The sequence below is a fragment of the Pseudomonas sp. 9.1(2019) genome (assembly GCF_009910445.1).
GTDB classification, from domain to species: Bacteria; Pseudomonadota; Gammaproteobacteria; order Pseudomonadales; family Pseudomonadaceae; genus Aquipseudomonas; species Aquipseudomonas paraversuta.
In genome coordinates this window covers 1-19,901 of the sequence record NZ_VBWF01000003.1, presented here as the reverse complement: position 1 = coordinate 19,901, position 19,901 = coordinate 1, and the positions used below count along the sequence as shown (strand labels likewise).

Annotated in this window: 17 protein-coding genes and 1 pseudogene; 7 read left to right on the top strand and 11 right to left on the bottom strand. The window is 58.5% G+C overall.

All coding sequences use genetic code 11. The features are described 5' to 3' along the window. Positions 1 to 211: 211 nt before the first annotated feature. From FEZ21_RS03160 to FEZ21_RS03140, 5 genes are all read left to right on the top strand, one after another. Complete coding sequence (locus FEZ21_RS03160) at positions 212 to 2,497, top strand: ABC transporter permease subunit (protein ID WP_010657069.1); 2,286 nt, start codon at positions 212 to 214, stop codon at positions 2,495 to 2,497. Between the two features lie 15 nt (positions 2,498 to 2,512). Continuing rightward, a complete protein-coding gene (pstA, locus tag FEZ21_RS03155; RefSeq protein WP_003438137.1) occupies positions 2,513 to 4,183 on the top strand; it encodes a phosphate ABC transporter permease PstA in 1,671 nt (556 codons plus the stop codon). 169 nt (positions 4,184 to 4,352) lie between these two features. Next, a complete protein-coding gene (pstB, locus tag FEZ21_RS03150; RefSeq protein ID WP_003438139.1) occupies positions 4,353 to 5,186 on the top strand; it encodes a phosphate ABC transporter ATP-binding protein PstB in 834 nt (277 codons plus the stop codon). Between the two features lie 110 nt (positions 5,187 to 5,296). Next, complete coding sequence (gene phoU / locus FEZ21_RS03145; protein WP_003438141.1) at positions 5,297 to 6,058, top strand: phosphate signaling complex protein PhoU; 762 nt, start codon at positions 5,297 to 5,299, stop codon at positions 6,056 to 6,058. Between the two features lie 162 nt (positions 6,059 to 6,220). Then, complete coding sequence (locus tag FEZ21_RS03140; protein WP_003438143.1) at positions 6,221 to 7,105, top strand: response regulator; 885 nt, start codon at positions 6,221 to 6,223, stop codon at positions 7,103 to 7,105. Between the two features lie 80 nt (positions 7,106 to 7,185). On the opposite strand, the gene FEZ21_RS03135 is transcribed toward FEZ21_RS03140, so the two are convergent. From FEZ21_RS03135 to FEZ21_RS03090, 10 genes are all read right to left on the bottom strand, one after another. Beyond that, on the bottom strand, positions 7,186 to 9,144 hold the full coding sequence (locus tag FEZ21_RS03135; RefSeq protein WP_003438146.1) for a DUF4105 domain-containing protein: 1,959 nt from the start codon (positions 9,142 to 9,144) through the stop codon (positions 7,186 to 7,188). Next, positions 9,141 to 9,461, bottom strand: coding sequence for a DUF2388 domain-containing protein (locus FEZ21_RS03130; RefSeq protein ID WP_010657071.1), 321 nt, complete (start codon positions 9,459 to 9,461; stop codon positions 9,141 to 9,143). The genes FEZ21_RS03135 and FEZ21_RS03130 overlap by 4 nt, the downstream gene beginning before the upstream one ends. Positions 9,462 to 9,487: 26 nt before the next feature. Further along, the gene (locus tag FEZ21_RS03125; RefSeq protein ID WP_003438149.1) at positions 9,488 to 9,781 is read right to left on the bottom strand and encodes a DUF2388 domain-containing protein; all 294 of its coding nucleotides are present in this window, start codon (positions 9,779 to 9,781) and stop codon (positions 9,488 to 9,490) included. A 147-nt stretch (positions 9,782 to 9,928) separates the two neighbouring features. Next, entirely contained in the window at positions 9,929 to 10,246 is a 318-nt protein-coding gene (locus FEZ21_RS03120; RefSeq protein ID WP_003438151.1) for a DUF2388 domain-containing protein, read from the bottom strand. Between the two features lie 301 nt (positions 10,247 to 10,547). Next, complete coding sequence (locus FEZ21_RS03115) at positions 10,548 to 10,763, bottom strand: DUF1127 domain-containing protein (protein ID WP_003438153.1); 216 nt, start codon at positions 10,761 to 10,763, stop codon at positions 10,548 to 10,550. A gap of 317 nt (positions 10,764 to 11,080) precedes the next feature. Further along, the gene (locus FEZ21_RS03110) at positions 11,081 to 12,571 is read right to left on the bottom strand and encodes an acetyl-CoA hydrolase/transferase family protein (RefSeq protein WP_003438154.1); all 1,491 of its coding nucleotides are present in this window, start codon (positions 12,569 to 12,571) and stop codon (positions 11,081 to 11,083) included. A 180-nt stretch (positions 12,572 to 12,751) separates the two neighbouring features. Beyond that, a complete protein-coding gene (locus FEZ21_RS03105; protein WP_003438156.1) occupies positions 12,752 to 14,188 on the bottom strand; it encodes an NAD(P)(+) transhydrogenase (Re/Si-specific) subunit beta in 1,437 nt (478 codons plus the stop codon). Next, the gene (locus tag FEZ21_RS03100; RefSeq protein ID WP_003438157.1) at positions 14,185 to 14,508 is read right to left on the bottom strand and encodes an NAD(P) transhydrogenase subunit alpha; all 324 of its coding nucleotides are present in this window, start codon (positions 14,506 to 14,508) and stop codon (positions 14,185 to 14,187) included. The genes FEZ21_RS03105 and FEZ21_RS03100 overlap by 4 nt, the downstream gene beginning before the upstream one ends. A 10-nt stretch (positions 14,509 to 14,518) precedes the next feature. Continuing rightward, positions 14,519 to 15,640, bottom strand: a complete 1,122-nt coding sequence (locus tag FEZ21_RS03095) for a Re/Si-specific NAD(P)(+) transhydrogenase subunit alpha (RefSeq protein WP_127196922.1) — start codon at positions 15,638 to 15,640, stop codon at positions 14,519 to 14,521. Between the two features lie 436 nt (positions 15,641 to 16,076). Then, on the bottom strand, positions 16,077 to 16,973 hold the full coding sequence (locus tag FEZ21_RS03090; protein ID WP_010657074.1) for a LysR family transcriptional regulator: 897 nt from the start codon (positions 16,971 to 16,973) through the stop codon (positions 16,077 to 16,079). Between the two features lie 157 nt (positions 16,974 to 17,130). Between FEZ21_RS03090 and FEZ21_RS03085 the strand changes: the two genes are divergently transcribed. Both FEZ21_RS03085 and FEZ21_RS03080 read left to right on the top strand, forming a co-directional pair. Next, entirely contained in the window at positions 17,131 to 18,312 is a 1,182-nt protein-coding gene (locus tag FEZ21_RS03085; RefSeq protein WP_003438163.1) for an acyl-CoA dehydrogenase, read from the top strand. Positions 18,313 to 18,326: 14 nt separating this feature from the next. Next, positions 18,327 to 19,547: a CaiB/BaiF CoA-transferase family protein gene (locus FEZ21_RS03080; RefSeq protein ID WP_010657075.1), complete on the top strand. Its 1,221-nt coding sequence runs from the start codon at positions 18,327 to 18,329 to the stop codon at positions 19,545 to 19,547. Positions 19,548 to 19,706: 159 nt separating this feature from the next. On the opposite strand, the pseudogene FEZ21_RS22575 reads toward FEZ21_RS03080, so the two are convergent. Further along, a pseudogene (locus FEZ21_RS22575) lies at positions 19,707 to 19,901 on the bottom strand (hypothetical protein); the annotation flags it as partial.

Genomic DNA, 19,901 nt, shown 5'->3' with positions numbered 1-19,901 from the left:
GAGCTCTGTAGTCGCTGACGAAGGCTGCGGCAAGGTCCGAAGGACCTTCAAAAACGGGTCTGCTACGCAGCCCGTCGTAGCCTCCGGCAGCCGCTACAGGCGCTCCTGATTCACCTCATTTTTCGCTCCGCTGCCAGCACCACTGGGCGGCGGATTTTCTGCGTCACTGCTTTGTCATCTTTCTGTCATACAGGATCGCTAGGGTGTGCGCATGAATGATCTGGCCAATTCCCCAATGACTACGACATCCGCTCCCAAGCGCATTGATTTCAATACCCCTGAACTCAAGCGCAAGCGTCGCATCCGCGCGCTAAAAGACCACCTGACCCGCTGGTATGTATTTATCGGCGGTCTTGCCGTGCTCGGCGCGATCACCCTGATTTTCTTCTTCCTCGGCTATGTCGTGTTCCCGCTGTTTCAGGGCGCAGACCTCAATGCCAAGCAGGCGCTGACTCCGGTATGGATGCAGGATGCCGGCAAGCCGCTGATGATTTCCGTAGAGGAGCAGAATCAGGTCGGTATGCGTGTGTCCGACAAGGGCATGGTGCTGTTCTTTAACGCCAAAACGGGCGACGAGTTGTCGCGGGTCAACTTGCCGTTGCCTGCGGGCACACAAGTGACGTCGATCGGTGAAGACCAGCCGGGTAATCCGGTGGTGGTCCTGGGCCTGTCCAACGGTCAGGCCCTGGTGTTCCGTCACAGCTACCGTGTCAGCTACCCGGATAACAAAAAGACCATCACCCCGGCCATTGAATACCCCTATGGCGAAACGCCGATTGTGCTCGACCCCCAGGGCCGTGCGCTGGATCACGTGAACCTCAGCGTGAACGATTCGACGCTGGTGCTGGCGGGCTCGAGCGGTGCGCAGTTGAACGTGCTGTCGATGGTCAGCGAAGAAAACATGATGACCGGCGAGGTCACGAATTCCGAGACCCGCATCGACCTGCCGCAAATGACCGAACAGGTCAAAGCGCTCTACGTCGACCCGCGCCAGCAGTGGCTGTATGTGGTTAACGGGCGGGCGCAAGCCGATGTGTTCAGCCTGCGCGACAAGAGCCTCAACGGGCGCTACAAGCTGGCTGATGACGCCACGACCGAGATCACCGCCAGTACCCAGTTGGTGGGTGGTATCTCGCTGATTTTCGGCGACTCCAGGGGTGGTCTGAGCCAATGGTTCATGGCGCGCGATCCGGATGGCGAGCAACGCTTCAAGCACATCCGCAGTTTCCAGATGGGCAGCTCGCCGATTGTCGAGATCACCGCCGAACAACGTCGCAAAGGCTTCCTGGCCCTGGACGCTGCTGGTGAAATCGGTGTGTTCCACAGCACCGCGCATCGCACCCTGCTGGTCGAAAAAATTGCTGAAGGCCCCGGCATCATGGCGTTGTCGCCACGGGCCAACCGCATCATCGTGGAAGAGGGCGGCAAGCTGCTGCCACTGACCCTGAAAAACCCGCACCCGGAAGTGTCCTGGAGCGCGTTGTGGAGCAAGGTCTGGTACGAGAACTACGACGAACCTAAATACGTTTGGCAGTCGACGGCTGCCAACACCGACTTCGAACCGAAAATGAGCCTTGCGCCATTGACCTTCGGTACGTTGAAGGCGGCGTTCTACGCCATGTTGCTGGCCGCTCCGCTGGCTGTTGCTGCCGCGATCTACACCGCTTACTTCATGGCCCCGAGTCTGCGGCGCAAGGTCAAGCCGGTGATCGAGCTGATGGAAGCGATGCCCACGGTAATCCTGGGCTTCTTCGCCGGTCTGTTCCTGGCGCCTTATGTCGAGGGCCATCTCCCGGGGATTTTCAGCCTGCTGATGCTGATGCCCATCGGCATCCTGGTGGCGGGTTTCACCTGGAGCCGCCTGCCTGAGTCGATCCGCCTGCGGGTGCCGGACGGCTGGGAAAGCATGATCCTGATCCCGGTGATTCTGTTTGTGGGCTGGCTGTCGCTGTATATGAGCCCGTATATGGAAGCCTGGTTCTTCGGCGGCGACATGCGCCTGTGGATCTCCCACGACCTGGGCATCACTTACGACCAGCGCAATGCTCTGGTGGTGGGTCTGGCGATGGGCTTTGCGGTCATCCCGAACATCTACTCGATTGCCGAAGACGCCGTGTTCAGCGTGCCGCGTGGCCTGACCCTGGGCTCGCTGGCGCTGGGTGCCACACCGTGGCAGACCATGACCCGGGTGGTCATCCTGACCGCCAGCCCGGGGATTTTCTCGGCGCTGATGATCGGCATGGGCCGTGCGGTAGGCGAGACCATGATTGTGTTGATGGCCACCGGCAACACCCCGGTCATGGAAATGAACCTGTTCGAAGGCCTGCGCACATTGGCGGCGAACGTAGCGGTGGAAATGCCGGAGTCGGAAGTGGGCGGCAGTCATTACCGCGTGCTGTTCCTCTCGGCGCTGGTACTGCTGCTGTTCACCTTCGTCATGAACACCCTCGCCGAGCTGATTCGTCAGCGTCTGCGCAAGAAATATTCGTCGCTTTAAGGAAGGTAGAAGTCTGTGAAACAGAACTCCCTCAAAGGTTGGTTCAAGAGCGGCGCTCCCGGCGTCTGGATCAGCGGTGGTGCGGTTTCCATCGCGGTCATCATGACCATCGGTTTGCTGTCGGTCATCGCGGTGCGTGGTCTGGGTCACTTCTGGCCGGCAGACCTGGTGCACGCGCAGTACGACGTACCGGGTAATGCCAATCACGTGCTGATCGGCGAAGTGGTGCAAAAGGAAGAAGTACCGCGCGAGCGTCTGAAAAGCGCCGGCCTGCCGGTGCCCGATCAAGGCCCCGAGTTCATGACGCGGGAGCTGATCAAGGTCGGTAACCGTGACCTGAACGGCAACGACTTCACATGGGTGGTCGGCGAGTGGCTGACCAACCAGTCCACGCCGCCGGAGCTGATGGCCATCGAGCGCCGCGAATGGGGCAATTTTTACGGCTATCTGGTCAACGTTAAAGAAAACGGCAAAGTGATCGCCGAAGGTGCTGCGGCCTGGCCTGAACTGCAAGCCCGGGTCAAACGTATCAATGAGCTGGCGGCACAACTCAGCCAGCTGGAAAAGAAAGACATCGGTGCGATCAACTACGGGCTGGAGCGTATCCGCCTGCATGGACGCAAGCTGGAGCTGGACGGCAAGCTCACCCCGCAAGCGCAAGCTGACATGGAGTCGGAACGGGCCGAACTGAACGCCCGCTACAAAGCCATCGAAGAGCGTTTGGGGGACTTGCACGCGCAGTTCAATCGCGACAGCCTCACGGCCCGCGACGCCAACGGTAAAGAGCTGGAAATCAGCATCGGCAAGGTGGTCAAGGCCTACCAGCCGAACGCGATGAACAGCTGGCAGAAGCTGGGGATGTATTTCAGCAATATCTGGGAGTTCCTCACTCAGGACCCCCGTGAAGCCAACACTGAAGGCGGGATCTTCCCGGCGATTTTCGGCACCGTGATGATGACCCTGATCATGGCCGTGATCGTCACGCCGTTCGGGGTGCTGGCGGCGGTGTATCTGCGCGAATATGCCAAGCAAAACACCCTGACCCGGGTGATCCGCATTGCGGTCAACAACCTGGCCGGTGTCCCGGCCATTGTGTACGGCGTGTTTGGCCTGGGCTTCTTTGTGTATGTATTGGGCGGCTCGGTGGACCGGCTGTTCTTCGCCGAAGCACTGCCGGCGCCGACCTTTGGTACGCCGGGCCTGATGTGGGCCTCGCTGACCCTGGCGCTGCTGGCGGTGCCGGTGGTGATCGTGGCCACTGAAGAAGGGCTGGCGCGTATTCCGCGTACCGTTCGCGAAGGCTCGCTGGCGCTGGGTGCCACCAAATCCGAGACCTTGTGGAAGATCGTGCTGCCGATGGCCAGCCCGGCCATGATGACCGGCATGATCCTCGCGGTGGCCCGTGCGGCCGGTGAAGTGGCGCCGCTGATGCTGGTGGGCGTGGTCAAGCTGGCACCGTCGCTGCCGCTGGATGGCAACTACCCGTACCTGCACCTTGACCAGAAGATCATGCACCTGGGCTTCCATATTTATGACGTGGGCTTCCAGAGCCCCAACGTCGAAGCCGCACGCCCGCTGGTATACGCCACCGCGCTGCTGCTGGTACTGGTGATCGCAACGCTTAACTTGTCGGCGGTATGGATTCGTAACCACCTGCGCGAGAAGTACAAGGCGCTGGAAAGCTGATTGATACACGTAAGGGTCATGTGGGAGCTGGCTTGCCAGCGACGGTTCAGATGTACACCGCGTTGTCCGGATCGCCGGCAAGCCGGCTCCCACAATAATCATGTAAACCTCTGGCCCTGATAAGCGGCCAGAGGTAAGCGAAATGAATTTTTAGCGTATGGAGCAACCCATGCAGCATGAATCTCCCACCCACGGCATCAACATGTCAGCCCTGGGCCGCAGCAAACAGAGCCTGAGCCTGGCTGACGAAGCCGTCGCCATTGAAGTACCGGGCCTGAACCTTTACTACGGTGAAAAACAGGCGCTGTTCGACGTCAGTCTGAACATCCCCAAGCAACGGGTTACCGCGTTTATCGGCCCGTCGGGTTGCGGCAAGTCCACGTTGCTGCGCACCTTCAACCGGATGAACGATCTGGTGGACGGTTGCCGTGTCGAGGGCGAGATCAACCTGTACGGCAACAACATCTACCGCAAGGGCGAGGATGTGGCCGAGTTGCGTCGGCGCGTCGGCATGGTGTTCCAGAAACCCAACCCGTTCCCCAAGACCATCTACGAAAACGTGGTCTACGGTCTGCGGATCCAGGGCATCAACAAAAAGCGCGTGCTCGACGAAGCGGTAGAGTGGGCACTCAAGGGCGCGGCGCTGTGGGATGAGGTCAAGGACCGTCTGCACGAGTCGGCTCTGGGTCTGTCCGGCGGCCAGCAACAGCGTCTGGTGATTGCCCGTACCATCGCAGTTGAGCCTGAAGTACTGCTGCTCGATGAGCCGTGCTCGGCACTCGACCCGATCTCGACCCTGAAAGTCGAAGAGCTGATCTACGAGCTCAAGTCCAAGTTCACCATCGTGATCGTGACCCACAACATGCAGCAGGCAGCCCGGGTTTCGGACTACACCGCGTTCATGTACATGGGCAAGATGGTTGAGTACGGCGACACCGATACCTTGTTCACCAACCCGGCCAAGAAACAGACCGAAGACTACATCACCGGGCGCTATGGCTAGCAGCAGCTGCAGCCGTTGGCCTCAAGCGGCAAGTAAATGCAGTTTGGCGTAACGACACAATCAACTTGCAGCTTGAAGCTGGTCGCTTGAAGCTTTTGCGGAGCAAAACCATGATTTCAAAGGATGGCCTCACCCATCACATTTCCGCGCAGTTCAACGCGGAACTCGAAGACGTACGCAGTCACTTGCTGGCGATGGGCGGCCTGGTGGAGAAACAGGTCAACGATGCCGTCACGGCGTTGATCGAGGCCGACTCGGGCCTGGCGCAACAGGTGCGCGAGATAGACGATCAGATCAATCAGATGGAGCGCAACATCGACGAAGAATGCCTGCGCATTCTGGCCCGTCGCCAGCCGGCAGCCTCTGACCTGCGCCTGATCATCAGTATCTCCAAGTCAGTTATCGACCTGGAGCGCATCGGTGACGAAGCGACCAAGATCGCTCGCCGTGCCATTCAGCTGTGTGAAGAAGGCGAGGCGCCCCGGGGTTATGTCGAAGTGCGGCACATCGGCGATCAGGTACGCAATATGGTGCGTGATGCACTGGATGCGTTCGCCCGCTTCGATGCCGACCTCGCGCTGTCGGTAGCCCAGTACGACAAAATCATCGATCGCGAGTACAAGACCGCACTGCGCGAACTGGCCACTTACATGATGGAGGACCCGCGTTCGATCTCGCGTGTGTTGAGCATCATCTGGGTTCTGCGTTCGCTGGAGCGTATTGGCGACCATGCGCGCAATATCTCCGAGCTGGTGATTTATCTGGTGCGCGGCACGGACGTGCGGCACATGGGCCTCAAGCGCATGCGCGAAGAAGTTGAAGGCACAGGCGGTGATAAAGCTAATGTTGTGCAGTCTGCTGACGATAAATAAGACTGCCCGAGATAAAAAACGCCCGGCTCTAGCCGGGCGTTTTGGTTTTTGGCATTCATATTCAAGGCGCTCTGCGAACGTTAATGCCGTTGGGGTGCCTGTCGGTCTTGGCACATTGCTTTGAATGCGGGCAGGGTGGTCAGGATTTTAAAGGAGCAGTCGATGAGCAAGGTCAGTGTGCTGGTGGTGGATGACGCGTCGTTTATTCGCGATCTGGTTAAAAATTGCCTGCGTAACTATTTTCCGGGCATCAGGACCGAAGACGCAGTCAATGGCCGTAAAGCCCAGGCATTGCTGACCCGTGAGACTTTCGATCTGGTGCTGTGCGACTGGGAAATGCCGGAGATGTCCGGCCTTGAACTACTGACCTGGTGCCGTGAGCAGGATCATCTGAAAACCCTGCCGTTCATTATGGTGACCAGCCGCGGGGACAAGGAAAATGTGATTCAGGCGATTCAGGCCGGGGTCTCAGACTTTGTCAGCAAGCCCTTCACCAACGAGCAGTTGTTGACCAAGGTGAAGAAGGCTTTTGCCAAGGCGGGTTTGCTGGATGCCGTGATGAGCAGTGCACCTGCACGCTTGAGCAGCGCCTTCGGTAACGACTCGCTGAATGCACTGACCGGTGGCAAGGCCCAAGTAATCACCCCGGCTCCTGCTGCGGCTGCACGTCCGGTGGCGCCAGCCGCAAAACCAGTCGCTCAGGCGCCGGCTGGTCGGGGTCAAGGGCAGCTGCGCCTGGCCAGCGGCACCCAGGCGTGCGTGATCAAGGCTCTGAGCCTCAAGGAAGCGCTGCTGGTGGTGCGTCGCGGTGAAGTGCTGCCTCAGGTATTGGCCAGTGCGGTACTGGACCTTGAGCAGGGCGAGAACGCCGAGGTTGCGCGCCTCAATGGCTATCTGCATGCCATCGTGGCTTACGAGCCCAGGCCGGACAGTGACTGGTTGCAACTGACGTTCCGCTTTGTCGATCAGGATGCCGAGAAAATGAACTACCTCTCGCGGCTGATCGCCCACGGCACCGTGCAGAAGCACTTTGTGCCGGGAGCCTGAGATACGCCGGGCAAGTCCTGCAGGAGCGAGCTGTTTTCAGCCAGGCTAAAGAGCTCGATCCTGCAGGGGGGTTAGCAGAATCAGGGCAGTTGCAACCCGCCTGACGCTTTATGAATCGCCCGCAAGTGCTCGCCGATCTGTTTGACGTTGGCTTCGGTGGCAGCAATTTCCGCCGCCCGGGCCGGTTCAAGCAGGCCGCGCACTTCCTGGTCCAGGTCAGTGGTCAGGCGCAGCAGTTGCTGCTGGCGCTGGCTGCTTTCGGACTGGAGCACTTCCCACTCTTTGGCTTGCGGCAGGCCATAACCACTGCTGCCGAGCAACTCGGCCGGGCGGCTGAGAAAGCCGCTGGTGGCGAGAATCTGCTGCAGGGTTTTATTGGCTTTATCCATGCCGCCATCCTTGAGCCCGCGGGCGCCCAGGTACTTTTGCTTGACCTCGTCCTGGGCCAGCAGCAGTTGTCGACGAAAGCTGGCCTGCTCAAGCAATAACAGCGCAGCACTCGAGCGCAGGTCCGCCTTCTCGATCCACGGCCGGCGTTCGTCGGCATTCAGGGCCAGCCAGTCTTCAACCGTGGTCTGTTTGATTGGCAGGCGGGTTTTGAGCACGTCGAACATGGCTTGATAGCGGTCGCGGTAGGAGTCAAACCGGTAACCCAGGCGCAGGGCCTCTTTCGGATCCTCCAGCACGCTGGTGTCGGCCAGCCCGCGGCCCTCAAGCACTTCAAGCAGGCCATTGGGCACGATGCTGTCGAGCCCTTTGAGCTGGCTATTGTCGCTACCGCTGCGCAGCAGCTTCAGGGTTTCCACCGCGCAGTTGTTGGAGATGAAGTAATAGTTGCCGTCATAGCTCCAGTGCATCTCGGCAGCGTGCTCAACCACTTCTTCAATTTCGGGGCGGCTCAACTTGAGCGGCACCGAAGCCAGGCTGCGCAGTTCGGTCTTGGTGTATTCGTCGATAACCTGGGCCAGTGGCAACACAAACAAGCGTGACGGGTAAGCCCCGGTCAGGCCGTCCCAGCTTGAAAGCTGTACGTCATTGACGAATGCCCGGTAGGACAGAACCAGGTGTTCTTGCAGGTCGAGGCGACAGTCCGGGCCGCGCGGGCGTCCGGGGGCGCAGATCACCAGGCGCAGCATGCTGTGGCCCCAGCGGCTGGCCCACTCCTGGTTGGCCTCGGCCAGCAGGTAGTCGACGGCGTAGACCCGCTCCGGGTCGACGGTGCCCAGGGGCTGCAGGGCAAAGTCGTTACCGGCGTTGAGGAAGGCGAAGCCTTTGGGGCATTCGTCCCTGGCCGCCGGGGCCCAGCCGAAATGCGCCTTGTAGTAGCGGTAGAGGGCTGGGCGGCGACAGGCGTAGGCCGGGTCGAGGAGGAAGTACTCCATGTTGACCGCCACAAACTCTTTGGGGTTGGTGACTTCGTAAAGGTCCGGGCTGCGAACGATCTGGTGGTTGTCTTGCTCGCGCTCGCCACGGCGTCCGACATATTGCTGCCAGCCGGCCAGGTCGAGCAGCCGTGGATCATCGCTGAGGGTGAAGCGGCGTTCGGTCTGGCCGCGGCATTGATCGGGCAGGCCAATGATTCCGGAGCTGTTGCTTTGTCTGCTGCAGCGCAGGATCAGGCTGCGCTCTGCGGCGGGCCAGAGTCGGGCGCGGTCGTAGATGTGGGTCAGTTCGTGCAGCACAGTGGCGAGCATTTCCCGGCGCACGGTGCCGTGGGGACGGTTGGTCTGCAGGGTGGCGGCAGAACCGTCGGTCAGCCCGGCCAGCAGCTTGCGATTGAGGTCCAGCTCTGACACCAGCGACGCCTGGCCGTAGGCATTGCTTGGCATGTCATCGGTCCAGCCCACCAGAATCTGTCGGTCCAGCTGCTCGATAAAACGCGGTGGCAGGCTCTGCATGGCCTCGTCCAGCAGAGCCTGGCTGGCCTGTTGTTCAGCCGGGCTCAGGCCTTCGGTCTTGAGTTGCAGATGCAGAGCGGCCTGGGCACTGCCCGCAAGCAGCAGGCCACAAACGAAGAACCAGCGCGTTAACCGCCTCACAGTGCGAGTATGGCTTCGGCGAGGACCTGGTCGCTGGCGGTACGGGCTTCGGGGACACGCTCACGCAGGGTGCTGAAGGCTGATTCCAGCTGCACACCGCGAATGTCGCCCTGGCTGGCAACGAAAGTGGCGGCGTCATCCTGAGCCTCGCGCACGACTTTGGAGTCGCGGATCGAGGTGGTGGTGTCCGAGGTGAAGTCAATGGTGCGGCCAAAGGCCCGCACAATGATGTTGCTGGTCTGGACCAGGGTCTGTGCCTGTGCCACGTCGGCGAGCAGCAAAAGACCCAGGGTCGCGACAATTAAAGGGCTACGCATGAAACATCTCCAGAAAATGCGGGTATTTATTGGACGAGAATTGCTTGTGCCAGTTCAAGGTCGCTGACACTCAATTCTGGATGACTCCGGCGCAGGCAGCGCAAGGCAGATTCCAGCTGCGCTCCTCGCAGTTGGCCGTCACTGGCAATGAAGACGCCAGCATCATCCTGGGCGGCACGTATCAGTTTGTGATCAAAGGGCGCGGACGTCACTTTACTGGTGACGTAACCACTGAGCACCACATTCTGGGTGGTCAGATCGAAGGCATGGGCTGTGTGTGTCCAGCAGAGTGCAAGCAGAGCTAAAGAGGAAAAGCGCATGGGTCTCGAGGCAGTTGGAATGAGACTCAAGGCTAGCGTAATGGCCGGGGCAGAGCCAGCGCGAGGCGGGGTTCTTCATGAAGCGGCGCAGCGCAGTGTTTCTTCTGCGGGCAAGCCTGCCCCACAGGGGGCAGGCGTATCCGAAAATCAAATGGTCAGGATTGCCTGGGCCAGTTGAGCATCGGTGGCCTGCAACTGTGGTGCTTGCTGGCGGATGGCCTCGAATGCGCTTTCCAGTTTCACACCGCGAATGGTTCCTTCGCTGGCTACAAAGCTGGCGGCGTCGTCACGTGCAGCACGCACGATCTTGTTGTCGCGGAACGAACCGGTGGCGTCGGACGTCAGGTCGGAAGTGGCCTTGAGGGTGCCCACGATGCTATCGGTGGTGACGATAAAGCTTGAGGCATTGGCGCTTGCAGCAAGGGTCAGCAAGGCAGCGGCGCTAAACAGACGAAGGGTGGGCATGGTGAGACTCCAAAACATGAGCTTATTAAAATAGACGCTTATGGCTCGAATAGTAGGCGCAGGGCAGCGCTGAGCAAAGGATGTTTTGCCGATTGGAGTACGCAAAGTGCTTTGGATCAAGTATTTGTGTAACTGTACCTGTCTGTTTTAATGTTTTTAGAAACTGTATCTGTCTGGCTATAGCCTCTTAAAAATGCGCCCCATAAACGACAAAACCCGTCAGCGGTAATCCGCGACGGGTTCTGTTTTTTCAATTCAGGGTGCTGGCGATAGACCGGTGGTCAGGGCCAGCGAGCGCTCATTAGCGCCAGAACGGCTTGCTCAGCTCTTCGTAACGCTGTGCTTCGCTAATCCCGGCATCAGCCAGAAGACGCGAGTCCAGGCGAGCCAGTTGATGGCGGCTGGAGATTCGGCGCTGCCACAACATCAAGTTGGCAAGAACGCGCAAAGGCATGGAAGCCTGGTTGTTTACTGTGTTGCTTTCGTTGAACAGATCGGAACTGAGTGTACGTTCCATGACGGCATCCTTCCGCTTGTGGCGGCATTGGCTAGTGGTTTAACTGATGCCAATGATCCTCTTCTGTGTCCATACACAGTAGATACAGTTCAACTGTATTGCGATGGGCCAGTTAACTGTTTAGGGGTGCTGTACGGCCATAAATGAGCACAACTGTACCTGTCAGCACCAATGTGGTGCGAAACGGACTGTTTTGGCAGGGGGAAGGCGGGGAAGGGCCATGAATTGACCGGTACAGTAGTACAGTTTTTGAAATTTACGCCAAAAAAAGCCGCTGGCAAATAGTGTTTTTTGTCAGCGGCTGTCTAGAACGGGAGTTACGGCAGCATTTTCCCGGTTTCTTCGAGGTTGATATGCCAGCTCAGGGCTTCACGCAGTATGTGCGGCGTGTGGCCGCCAATAGCGCAGGCTTTGTTGAAGTAATCGTTCAGCGCTTCGCGGAAGTCCGGGTGCACGCAGTTGTCGATGATGACCCGTGCGCGCTCGCGTGGGGCCAGGCCACGCAGGTCGGCCAGGCCCTGCTCGGTGACCAGGATGTCGACGTCGTGCTCGGTGTGGTCGACGTGGCTGACCATGGGCACAACGCTGGAAATGGCTCCGGCTTTGGCAATCGACTTGGTAACGAAGATCGCCAGGTGTGCGTTGCGGGCGAAGTCACCCGAGCCACCGATGCCGTTCATCATCCGCGTGCCGCAAACGTGGGTGGAGTTGACGTTGCCGTAGATGTCGAACTCGAGTGCGGTGTTGATCCCGATGATGCCCAGGCGGCGAACCACTTCCGGGTGATTGGAGATCTCTTGCGGGCGCAGGACCAGTTTGTCCTTGTAGCGCTCGAGGTTGCCGAACACGTCGGCATTGCGACGGCTGGACAGGGTGATCGAGCTGCCCGAAGCAAAGCTCATCTTGCCGGCGTCGATCAGATCGAAGGTCGAGTCCTGCAGTACTTCGGAGTACATGGTCAGGTCTTCGAACGGCGAGTCGATCAGGCCGCACATTACCGCATTGGCAATGTTGCCGATGCCTGCCTGCAGCGGACCAAGCTTGTTGGTCATGCGCCCTTCTTCAACTTCCTGCTTGAGGAAATTGATCAGGTGGAAGGCGATACCGTCGGTTTCGCTGTCCGGCTCGGACACGGTGGACGGAGAGTCCGGCTTGTTGGTGATCACGATGGCGACGATTTTTTCCGCCGGGATCGGGATCGCGGTGCTACCGATGCGGTCGTCGACTTTGACCAGCGGGATCGGTGTACGCGTCGGACGGTAGGTCGGAATGTAGATGTCGTGCAGACCTTCCAGATTCGGGTTGTGCGCCATGTTGATTTCGACAATCACCTGTTTGGCGAAAATCGCGAAGCTGGCGGAATTGCCTACGGAGGTCGTTGGAACGATATGACCTTGCTCGGTAATTGCGACGGCCTCGATAACGGCGATGTCCGGCAGGGTCAGTTGCTTGTTGCGCAATTGCTCGACGGTTTCGGACAAATGCTGGTCGATAAACATCACTTCGCCGGCGTTAATGGCCTTGCGCAGGGTGCTGTCGACCTGGAACGGCATGCGCCGAGCCAGTACGCCGGCTTCAGTCAATTGCTTGTCGAGGTCGTTGCCCAGGCTGGCGCCGGTCATCAGGGTGATTTTCAACGGCGACAGCTTGGCGCGTTCGGCCAATGCCTGGGGGACGGCCTTGGCTTCGCCGGCACGGGTAAAACCGCTCATGCCGACGGTCATGCCGTCTTTGATAAGGTCGGCGGCTTCTGCGGCGCTCATGACCTTGTCGTGTAGGGAAGTTAGGCGAATACGTTCACGGTACATGGATTGTTATCTCGGGCAACGGAAGCAAGAGGCGCAGTCTATTCATTTTCAGAGCCTTTCGTCCCGCTACCATGGTCGAATGCCAGCGGCCGATTTAGAGCCTTTGGTCGGGTTCTTTATAAATAGAAAAACCCCGGCCAATTCAGCTCCGGGGTTCTCGGTGTTGCAGGGGCGGGGATGTTACTCGACCGCTTTAACCATATCTTCAATAACTTTCTTCGCGTCGCCGAAGACCATCATTGTTTTATCCAGATAAAACAATTCGTTATCCAGACCGGCATAGCCGCTGGCCATGGACCGTTTGTTAACGATGACGGTTTTGGCTTTATAGGCTTCGAGGATCGGCATGCCGGCAATCGGCGATTTAGGATCGTTCTTGGCCGCCGGGTTGACCACGTCGTTGGCGCCCAGTACCAGCACCACGTCGGCCTGGCCGAACTCGGAGTTGATGTCTTCCATCTCGAACACCTGGTCGTAAGGCACTTCTGCCTCGGCCAGCAGTACGTTCATGTGGCCGGGCATGCGGCCCGCTACCGGGTGAATGGCGTACTTCACGGTCACGCCGCGATGGGTCAGCTTCTCGGTCAGTTCTTTAAGTGCATGCTGGGCCCGTGCCACGGCCAGGCCATAGCCCGGAACGATGATCACGGTGTCGGCGTTCATCAGCAGGAACGTGGCGTCGTCAGCCGAGCCGGATTTCACCGGGCGCGCTTCTTTCGAGCCTGCCGGGCCTGCGGTATCGACTGCGCCACCGAAGCCGCCGAGGATCACGTTGAAGAACGAGCGGTTCATCGCCTTGCACATGATGTACGACAGGATCGCACCCGAAGAGCCGACCAGCGAGCCGGCAATGATCAGCATCGAGTTGTTCAGCGAGAAGCCGATGCCTGCCGCTGCCCAGCCGGAGTAGCTGTTAAGCATCGAGACCACGACCGGCATGTCGGCGCCGCCAATCGGGATGATGATCAGCACGCCCAGTACGAACGCCAATGCCAGCATCAGTGCGAAGGCATTGAGGTTGCCGGTCAGCATAAAGGTGATGCCCAGTGCCAGCGTGGCCAGGCCCAGTACCAGATTCAGTTTGTGTTGACCGTTGAACTGTACCGGTGCGCCCTGGAACAGGCGGAACTTGTATTTGCCCGAGAGCTTGCCGAAGGCGATGACCGAACCGGAGAAGGTAATGGCACCGATGGCCGCGCCGAGGAACAGTTCCAGACGGTTACCGGCAGGGATGGCGTCGCCCAGATGTTTGACGATGCCCAGCGATTGCGGCTCTACCACCGCAGCGATGGCAATGAAGACTGCCGCGAGGCCGATCATGCTGTGCATGAAAGCGACCAGCTCAGGCATTTTGGTCATTTCGACACGTTTGGCCATGATCGAGCCTGCGGTGCCGCCTACCAGCAGGCCGACAATCACGTAGCCGATGCCTGCGGTCGCAATTTCGCTGCCCAGTTTGTAGATCAGGCCGACGGTGGTGATTACCGCCAGACCCATGCCAAGCATGCCGAAGAAGTTGCCGCGGCGTGAGGTGGTCGGGTGCGACAGGCCTTTCAGCGCCTGAATAAAGCAGATCGATGCAACCAGATAAAGAACAGTGACCAGGTTCATGCTCATGGCTTGCGCACCTCTTCTTTGGCTTTAGGTGCTTTCTTCTTGAACATTTCCAGCATGCGCCGGGTGACCAAAAATCCACCGAATACGTTTACGGCTGCCAGTGCGACCGCCAGGGTGCCCATGGTTTTACCCAGTGGCGTGACCGTCAGTGCGGCGGCAAGCATGGCGCCCACGATCACAATGGCGGAGATGGCGTTGGTGACGGCCATCAGGGGCGTGTGCAATGCAGGGGTTACGTTCCAGACCACGTGATAACCGACATATATAGCCAGCACGAAGATGATCAGGTTGTAGATACCGGGGGAGATGAGCTCTTCCATGTTTTTATCCTCAGCCGTTTTTGCGCACGACTTGACCGTCGCGGCACATCAGGCACGCGGCGACGATGTCGTCTTCAAGGTTGATCTGGAACTGCCCTTCAGGGGTGAAGACCAGCTTGAGGAAGTCCAGCAGGTTGCGGGCGTACAGCGCGGAGGCGTCTGCGGCAACCATGGCAGGCAGGTTGGTGTAGCCGACGATGGTGACCCCGTGCTCGACCACGACCTGGTCGGCAACGGTCAGCGGGCAGTTGCCGCCCTGGGCCGCTGCCAGATCGATGACCACAGAACCGGGCTTCATTTGCGCGACGGTTTCTGCACTCAGCAACACAGGTGCCTTGCGTCCCGGAATCAGTGCGGTGGTGATAACAATGTCGGCCTGCTTGGCGCGTTCGTGAACGGCCAGAGCCTGGCGCTGCATCCAGCTGGCAGGCATTGGTCGGGCATAACCGCCGACGCCGACGGCGCATTCGCGTTCTTCGTCGGTTTCGTAGGGTACGTCGACAAATTTGGCGCCCAGGGATTCGATCTGCTCTTTAACCGCAGGTCGTACATCCGACGCTTCGATGACGGCACCCAGGCGCTTGGCGGTGGCAATCGCCTGCAGACCCGCAACACCGGCACCCAGGATCAGCACCCGTGCAGCTTTAACGGTTCCGGCGGCAGTCATCAGCATCGGCATGAAGCGCGGATAGTGGTGAGCGGCGACCAGAACTGCCTTGTAACCGGCAATGTTGGCCTGGGATGACAGCACATCAAGACTTTGCGCACGGGATGTACGGGGGGCGGCTTCAAGAGAGAAGGCGGTGATCCCGCGTTCGGCCAGTTTGGCAATGGTTTCATTGCTGAACGGGTTGAGCATGCCAATCAGTACGGTGCCGCTACTGATCAGGGCCAGTTCGCTGTCGCTCGGGGCGACGACTTTCAGAATCAGCTCGGCGCTGAATGCATCTGTGGCGCTGCCAATAGTCGCGCCTGCAGCTTCATAGGCGCTGTCAATAACGCTGGCATTAACACCGGCGCCACTTTGAACAGTCACCTTATGGCCTTGGCCGATCAGCTTCTTGATGGTTTCGGGGGTTGCAGCAACCCGCGTTTCACCCGGTTGGGTTTCGAGAGGAACACCAATGTGCACGTCATATCTCCTGCGTGATCTTTTATAAGAAAGCCAGCGCACTACGGGTGGTGCATCTGGGGCGGCCGATCAGCACGACCCCGCCTGAATGCAGGTGGGGCGGGGCATTCTGCCGTCGATTTTTTTGGCCTTCAAGAACTTATGGAGGGTGACGGGATATTAACTACAAGTCATGCAGTGACCGAATGTCGCAAGGGTCAGCTGCAGCCCTTTGAATACATGGCTTGTAATGATTTGAGGGGGTTTTTGAGTTTTTTTCAGATTTCTTTTGGTTATCGCAGCATAACTTTCGGAAATACCCTGCAGGCCGCGTGGTTACTGCCTTACAGGTTTGTCCAGTTAGACAAAAGTAACGAGTGTAAAATAGCGACATTTGCTTATATATGTAGTGCTTTTTTGTGCATCACTACATAGTTTGTCCGGACGATGCGGGGAGTCAGGTAAGGCTGTAGATCGCGGCCTGCTTGATCAGCCAGTCGCGAAAGGCCTGCAGAGAGGCCGATTCAATTTTGCGCTCGGGGATCATTAAGTAGTAAGCCTTGGTGCTGGAAAGCGGGCGTTCATTGGCAATCACCAGGCGCTTCTCGGCCAGTTCGCGCTGAATCAGAAAAGGCGGGATCAGGGCGACCCCCATGTCGTGCATGGCGGCTTGGGCCAGCATCGAAAACAGCTCATAACGTGCGCCGGTCATGTCGCGTGGCACGTTCATGTCCTGTGCGTTAAACCACTGTCGCCAGGCGTAGGGGCGAGTGGTTTGTTGCAGCAGGGGCAGTTCTGCGAGGGTTTCTGCGCTCAGGTGTTGGGCTGCACCCAGTAAAGAAGGGCTGCATACCGGTACCGGGTTTTCACCCATCAGGCGGTAGGACGATGTGCCGGACCAGTCGGCATCACCGAAGTAGATGGCCGCGTCAAAATCGGTGTCGGCGAACAGGAAGGGGCGTGTTCGGTTGGTCAGGTTGACCGTGACGTCCGGGTGTTGTTGCTGAAAGTCCTTCAGGCGGGGTAGCAGCCATTGCGTGCCGAAGGTAGGGACAAGGGCCAGTTCAATGGTGTTGGCGCCTTGTTGGCCCATGACGGACAGGGTGTCCCGTTCTACTGCATCCAGTTGAGTTGCAACCCGCCGACTGTAGGAAAGGCCAGCTTCGGTCAGCTTTACCCCGCGTTTGGAGCGTCTGAACAGTTCTACGCCAATGAACGATTCGAGGCTGGCTATCTGTCGGCAAATGGCCCCTTGGGTGAGAGATAGTTCTTGTGCGGCCTTGGTGAAGCTTTCGTGGCGCGCCGCTGCCTCAAAGCTGATCAGGGCTGTGGTGCTGGGGATTTTGCGGCGCATGTACGACATCCTCACTAAAGACGGCCATAAATGGCTTTTTCATTGGCTACAGAGTGAGAAATTATCACAACAGGGTGCGTAATCCTCGTTTGTCCTTCTATTAAGGGCGGCCTAGGATCGATCTACGACATTTGATCTATTTCACGAGGGTTCTCTGATGGCGGGTAAAGCAAGCTTCAACTGGATTGATCCACTGTTGCTGGATCAGCAACTGACTGAAGAGGAGCGCATGGTGCGCGACAGCGCTGAGCAATTTGCCCAGGACAAGCTGGCGCCGCGTGTTCTTGAAGCTTTCCGTAATGAGAAGACCGACCCGGCGATCTTTCGTGAGATGGGTGAGACAGGTTTGCTGGGGGCGATGATCCCTGAGCAGTACGGCGGCAGCGGTCTGAACTATGTCAGCTACGGTCTGATTGCCCGTGAAGTAGAGCGGGTCGACTCGGGTTATCGCTCAATGATGAGCGTGCAGTCGTCTCTGGTGATGGTTCCGATCAATGAGTTTGGTACTGAGGCGCAGAAGCAGAAGTATCTTCCCAAGCTGGCCTCGGGTGAATGGATTGGCTGCTTTGGTCTGACAGAGCCGAACCATGGTTCCGACCCGGGTGCGATGATTACCCGTGCTCGCTCTGTGGATGGCGGCTACAGCCTGACGGGCAGCAAGATGTGGATCACCAACAGCCCGATCGCGGATGTGTTTGTGGTTTGGGCCAAGGATGATGAAGGCGACATTCGTGGCTTTGTTCTGGAAAAAGGCTGGAAGGGTCTGAGCACGCCTGCGATTCACGGCAAGGTTGGTTTGCGTGCATCCATCACGGGCGAAATCGTTATGGATAACGTGTTTGTGCCTCAAGAGAATATCTTTCCGGATGTTCGCGGTCTGAAGGGGCCTTTTACTTGCCTCAACTCGGCGCGTTACGGGATCTCGTGGGGTGCATTGGGTGCTGCCGAGTTCTGCTGGCACACCGCGCGTCAGTACACCCTGGATCGCCATCAATTTGGGCGGCCTTTGGCAGCGACTCAGCTGATTCAGAAAAAGCTGGCTGACATGCAGACCGAGATTACCCTGGCGTTGCAAGGCTGCCTGCGTCTGGGGCGGATGAAGGATGAAGGCACTGCGGCGGTGGAGATTACATCGATCATGAAGCGCAACTCGTGCGGCAAGTCGCTGGATATCGCCCGTATGGCTCGCGACATGTTGGGCGGCAACGGTATTTCCGATGAGTTCGGCGTGGCGCGTCACCTGGTCAACCTGGAAGTAGTGAATACCTATGAAGGGACGCATGACGTGCATGCCTTGATTCTTGGGCGTGCGCAGACCGGTCTTCAGGCGTTCTATTAACAGGAGCTCGGCTCATGGGTGCTTTGTCGCATTTGCGGGTGCTGGATTTGTCGCGGGTTCTCGCCGGGCCGTGGGCGGGGCAGATACTTGCTGACCTCGGGGCTGAGGTCATCAAGGTCGAGCGCCCCGGCAATGGTGATGACACACGCGCCTGGGGGCCGCCGTTCCTGAAGGATGCGTATGGCGAGAGTACGGGGGAGGCTGCGTATTACCTGTCGGCCAATCGTAACAAGCAGTCAGTGACGATCGACTTCACCAAGCCGGAAGGTCAGCGACTGGTGCGAGAACTGGCTGCGAAGTCCGACATCTTGATCGAAAACTTCAAGGTTGGCGGGCTGGAGGCCTACGGGTTGGACTATGGGTCGCTCAAGGCGTTGAATCCAGAGTTGATCTACTGCTCGATTACCGGGTTTGGACAGACCGGGCCTTACGCCAAGCGGGCCGGGTATGACTTTATGATTCAGGGTCTGGGCGGCCTGATGAGTTTGACTGGTCGGCCTGAGGGCGACGAGGGGGCGGGGCCGGTAAAGGTTGGTGTGGCGCTGACGGATATATTGACTGGTCTTTACTCGACGGTGGCAATTCTGGCGGCCCTGGCCCATCGGCAGCAGGGTGGCCACGGTCAGCATATTGATATGGCGCTGCTGGATGTGCAGGTGGCTTGCCTGGCGAATCAGGCGATGAACTATCTGACTACAGGTGTCGCTGCGCAGCGTCTTGGCAATGCTCATCCGAATATCGTGCCGTATCAGGATTTTCCTACGGCCGATGGCGACTTCATCCTTACGGTTGGTAACGACAGTCAGTTTCGCAAGTTTGCTGAAGTGGCTGGTCGGCCCGAGTGGAGTGATGACCCGCGTTTTGCGAGTAACAAGCAGCGGGTCGCCAATCGCGCAGTGCTGGTGCCCCTTATAAGGCAGGCAACAGTTTTCAAGACTACGGCTGAGTGGGTGTCGCAGCTGGAGGCGGTTGGCGTGCCGTGTGGGCCAATCAATGATTTGGCGCAGGTCTTTGCAGATCCGCAGGTCCAGGCGCGTGGGCTGTCGATGCAGCTGCCCCATGCGCTGGCTGGCCTGGTGCCGCAGGTGGCGAGCCCGATCCGTTTGTCCGAGACGCCGGTGGAGTACCGTAATGCGCCTCCTTTGTTGGGGGAGCATACGCAACAGGTCCTGGAGCGAGTGTTGGGGCTGGACCATGGGATGGTGGAAGCCCTGCGTGAGGCGGGTGTGCTGTAGCTATATATAGAGGGGTGCGTCAGCACCCCTCTATATATGTGTGGCGGGTATGATTTTGGGTTAATTGATAGAGTCACTCAATTAGCCCTTGACTCAGAATTCCAACGGCCTATAATTCGCCCACTTCCGGCGCAGTCGAAACGGAAAACTCCTTGAGTTTCAATGAGTTGGACGGTTCTTCGGCAGTGTCAGCTTCAAGTCATCGAAGCAGGAAATGAGGTGTTGACAGCAGCGTGTAACGCTGTAGAATTCGCCTCCCGCTAACGAGAGATCGAAAGCGCAAGTGGTTGATGTTACAAAGGAAACTTTGAAAACATCTGAAAATAACCACTTGACAGCAACAGAGGCTGCTGT

Excerpts from the sequence above, each read along its gene's own strand:
- FEZ21_RS03115 (WP_003438153.1), bottom strand. The coding sequence starts at position 10,763 with ATGGAACGTACACTCAGTTCCGATCTGTTCAACGAAAGCAACACAGTA.
- pstB (WP_003438139.1), top strand. The coding sequence starts at position 4,353 with ATGCAGCATGAATCTCCCACCCACGGCATCAACATGTCAGCCCTGGGC.
- FEZ21_RS03100 (WP_003438157.1), bottom strand. The coding sequence starts at position 14,508 with ATGGAAGAGCTCATCTCCCCCGGTATCTACAACCTGATCATCTTCGTG.
- FEZ21_RS03130 (WP_010657071.1), bottom strand. The coding sequence starts at position 9,461 with ATGCGTAGCCCTTTAATTGTCGCGACCCTGGGTCTTTTGCTGCTCGCC.
- FEZ21_RS03140 (WP_003438143.1), top strand. The coding sequence starts at position 6,221 with ATGAGCAAGGTCAGTGTGCTGGTGGTGGATGACGCGTCGTTTATTCGC.
- FEZ21_RS03110 (WP_003438154.1), bottom strand. The coding sequence starts at position 12,571 with ATGTACCGTGAACGTATTCGCCTAACTTCCCTACACGACAAGGTCATG.
- phoU (WP_003438141.1), top strand. The coding sequence starts at position 5,297 with ATGATTTCAAAGGATGGCCTCACCCATCACATTTCCGCGCAGTTCAAC.
- FEZ21_RS03160 (WP_010657069.1), top strand. The coding sequence starts at position 212 with ATGAATGATCTGGCCAATTCCCCAATGACTACGACATCCGCTCCCAAG.
- FEZ21_RS03080 (WP_010657075.1), top strand. The coding sequence starts at position 18,327 with ATGGGTGCTTTGTCGCATTTGCGGGTGCTGGATTTGTCGCGGGTTCTC.
- FEZ21_RS03085 (WP_003438163.1), top strand. The coding sequence starts at position 17,131 with ATGGCGGGTAAAGCAAGCTTCAACTGGATTGATCCACTGTTGCTGGAT.
- FEZ21_RS03090 (WP_010657074.1), bottom strand. The coding sequence starts at position 16,973 with ATGCGCCGCAAAATCCCCAGCACCACAGCCCTGATCAGCTTTGAGGCA.
- FEZ21_RS03125 (WP_003438149.1), bottom strand. The coding sequence starts at position 9,781 with ATGCGCTTTTCCTCTTTAGCTCTGCTTGCACTCTGCTGGACACACACA.
- FEZ21_RS03120 (WP_003438151.1), bottom strand. The coding sequence starts at position 10,246 with ATGCCCACCCTTCGTCTGTTTAGCGCCGCTGCCTTGCTGACCCTTGCT.
- FEZ21_RS03105 (WP_003438156.1), bottom strand. The coding sequence starts at position 14,188 with ATGAGCATGAACCTGGTCACTGTTCTTTATCTGGTTGCATCGATCTGC.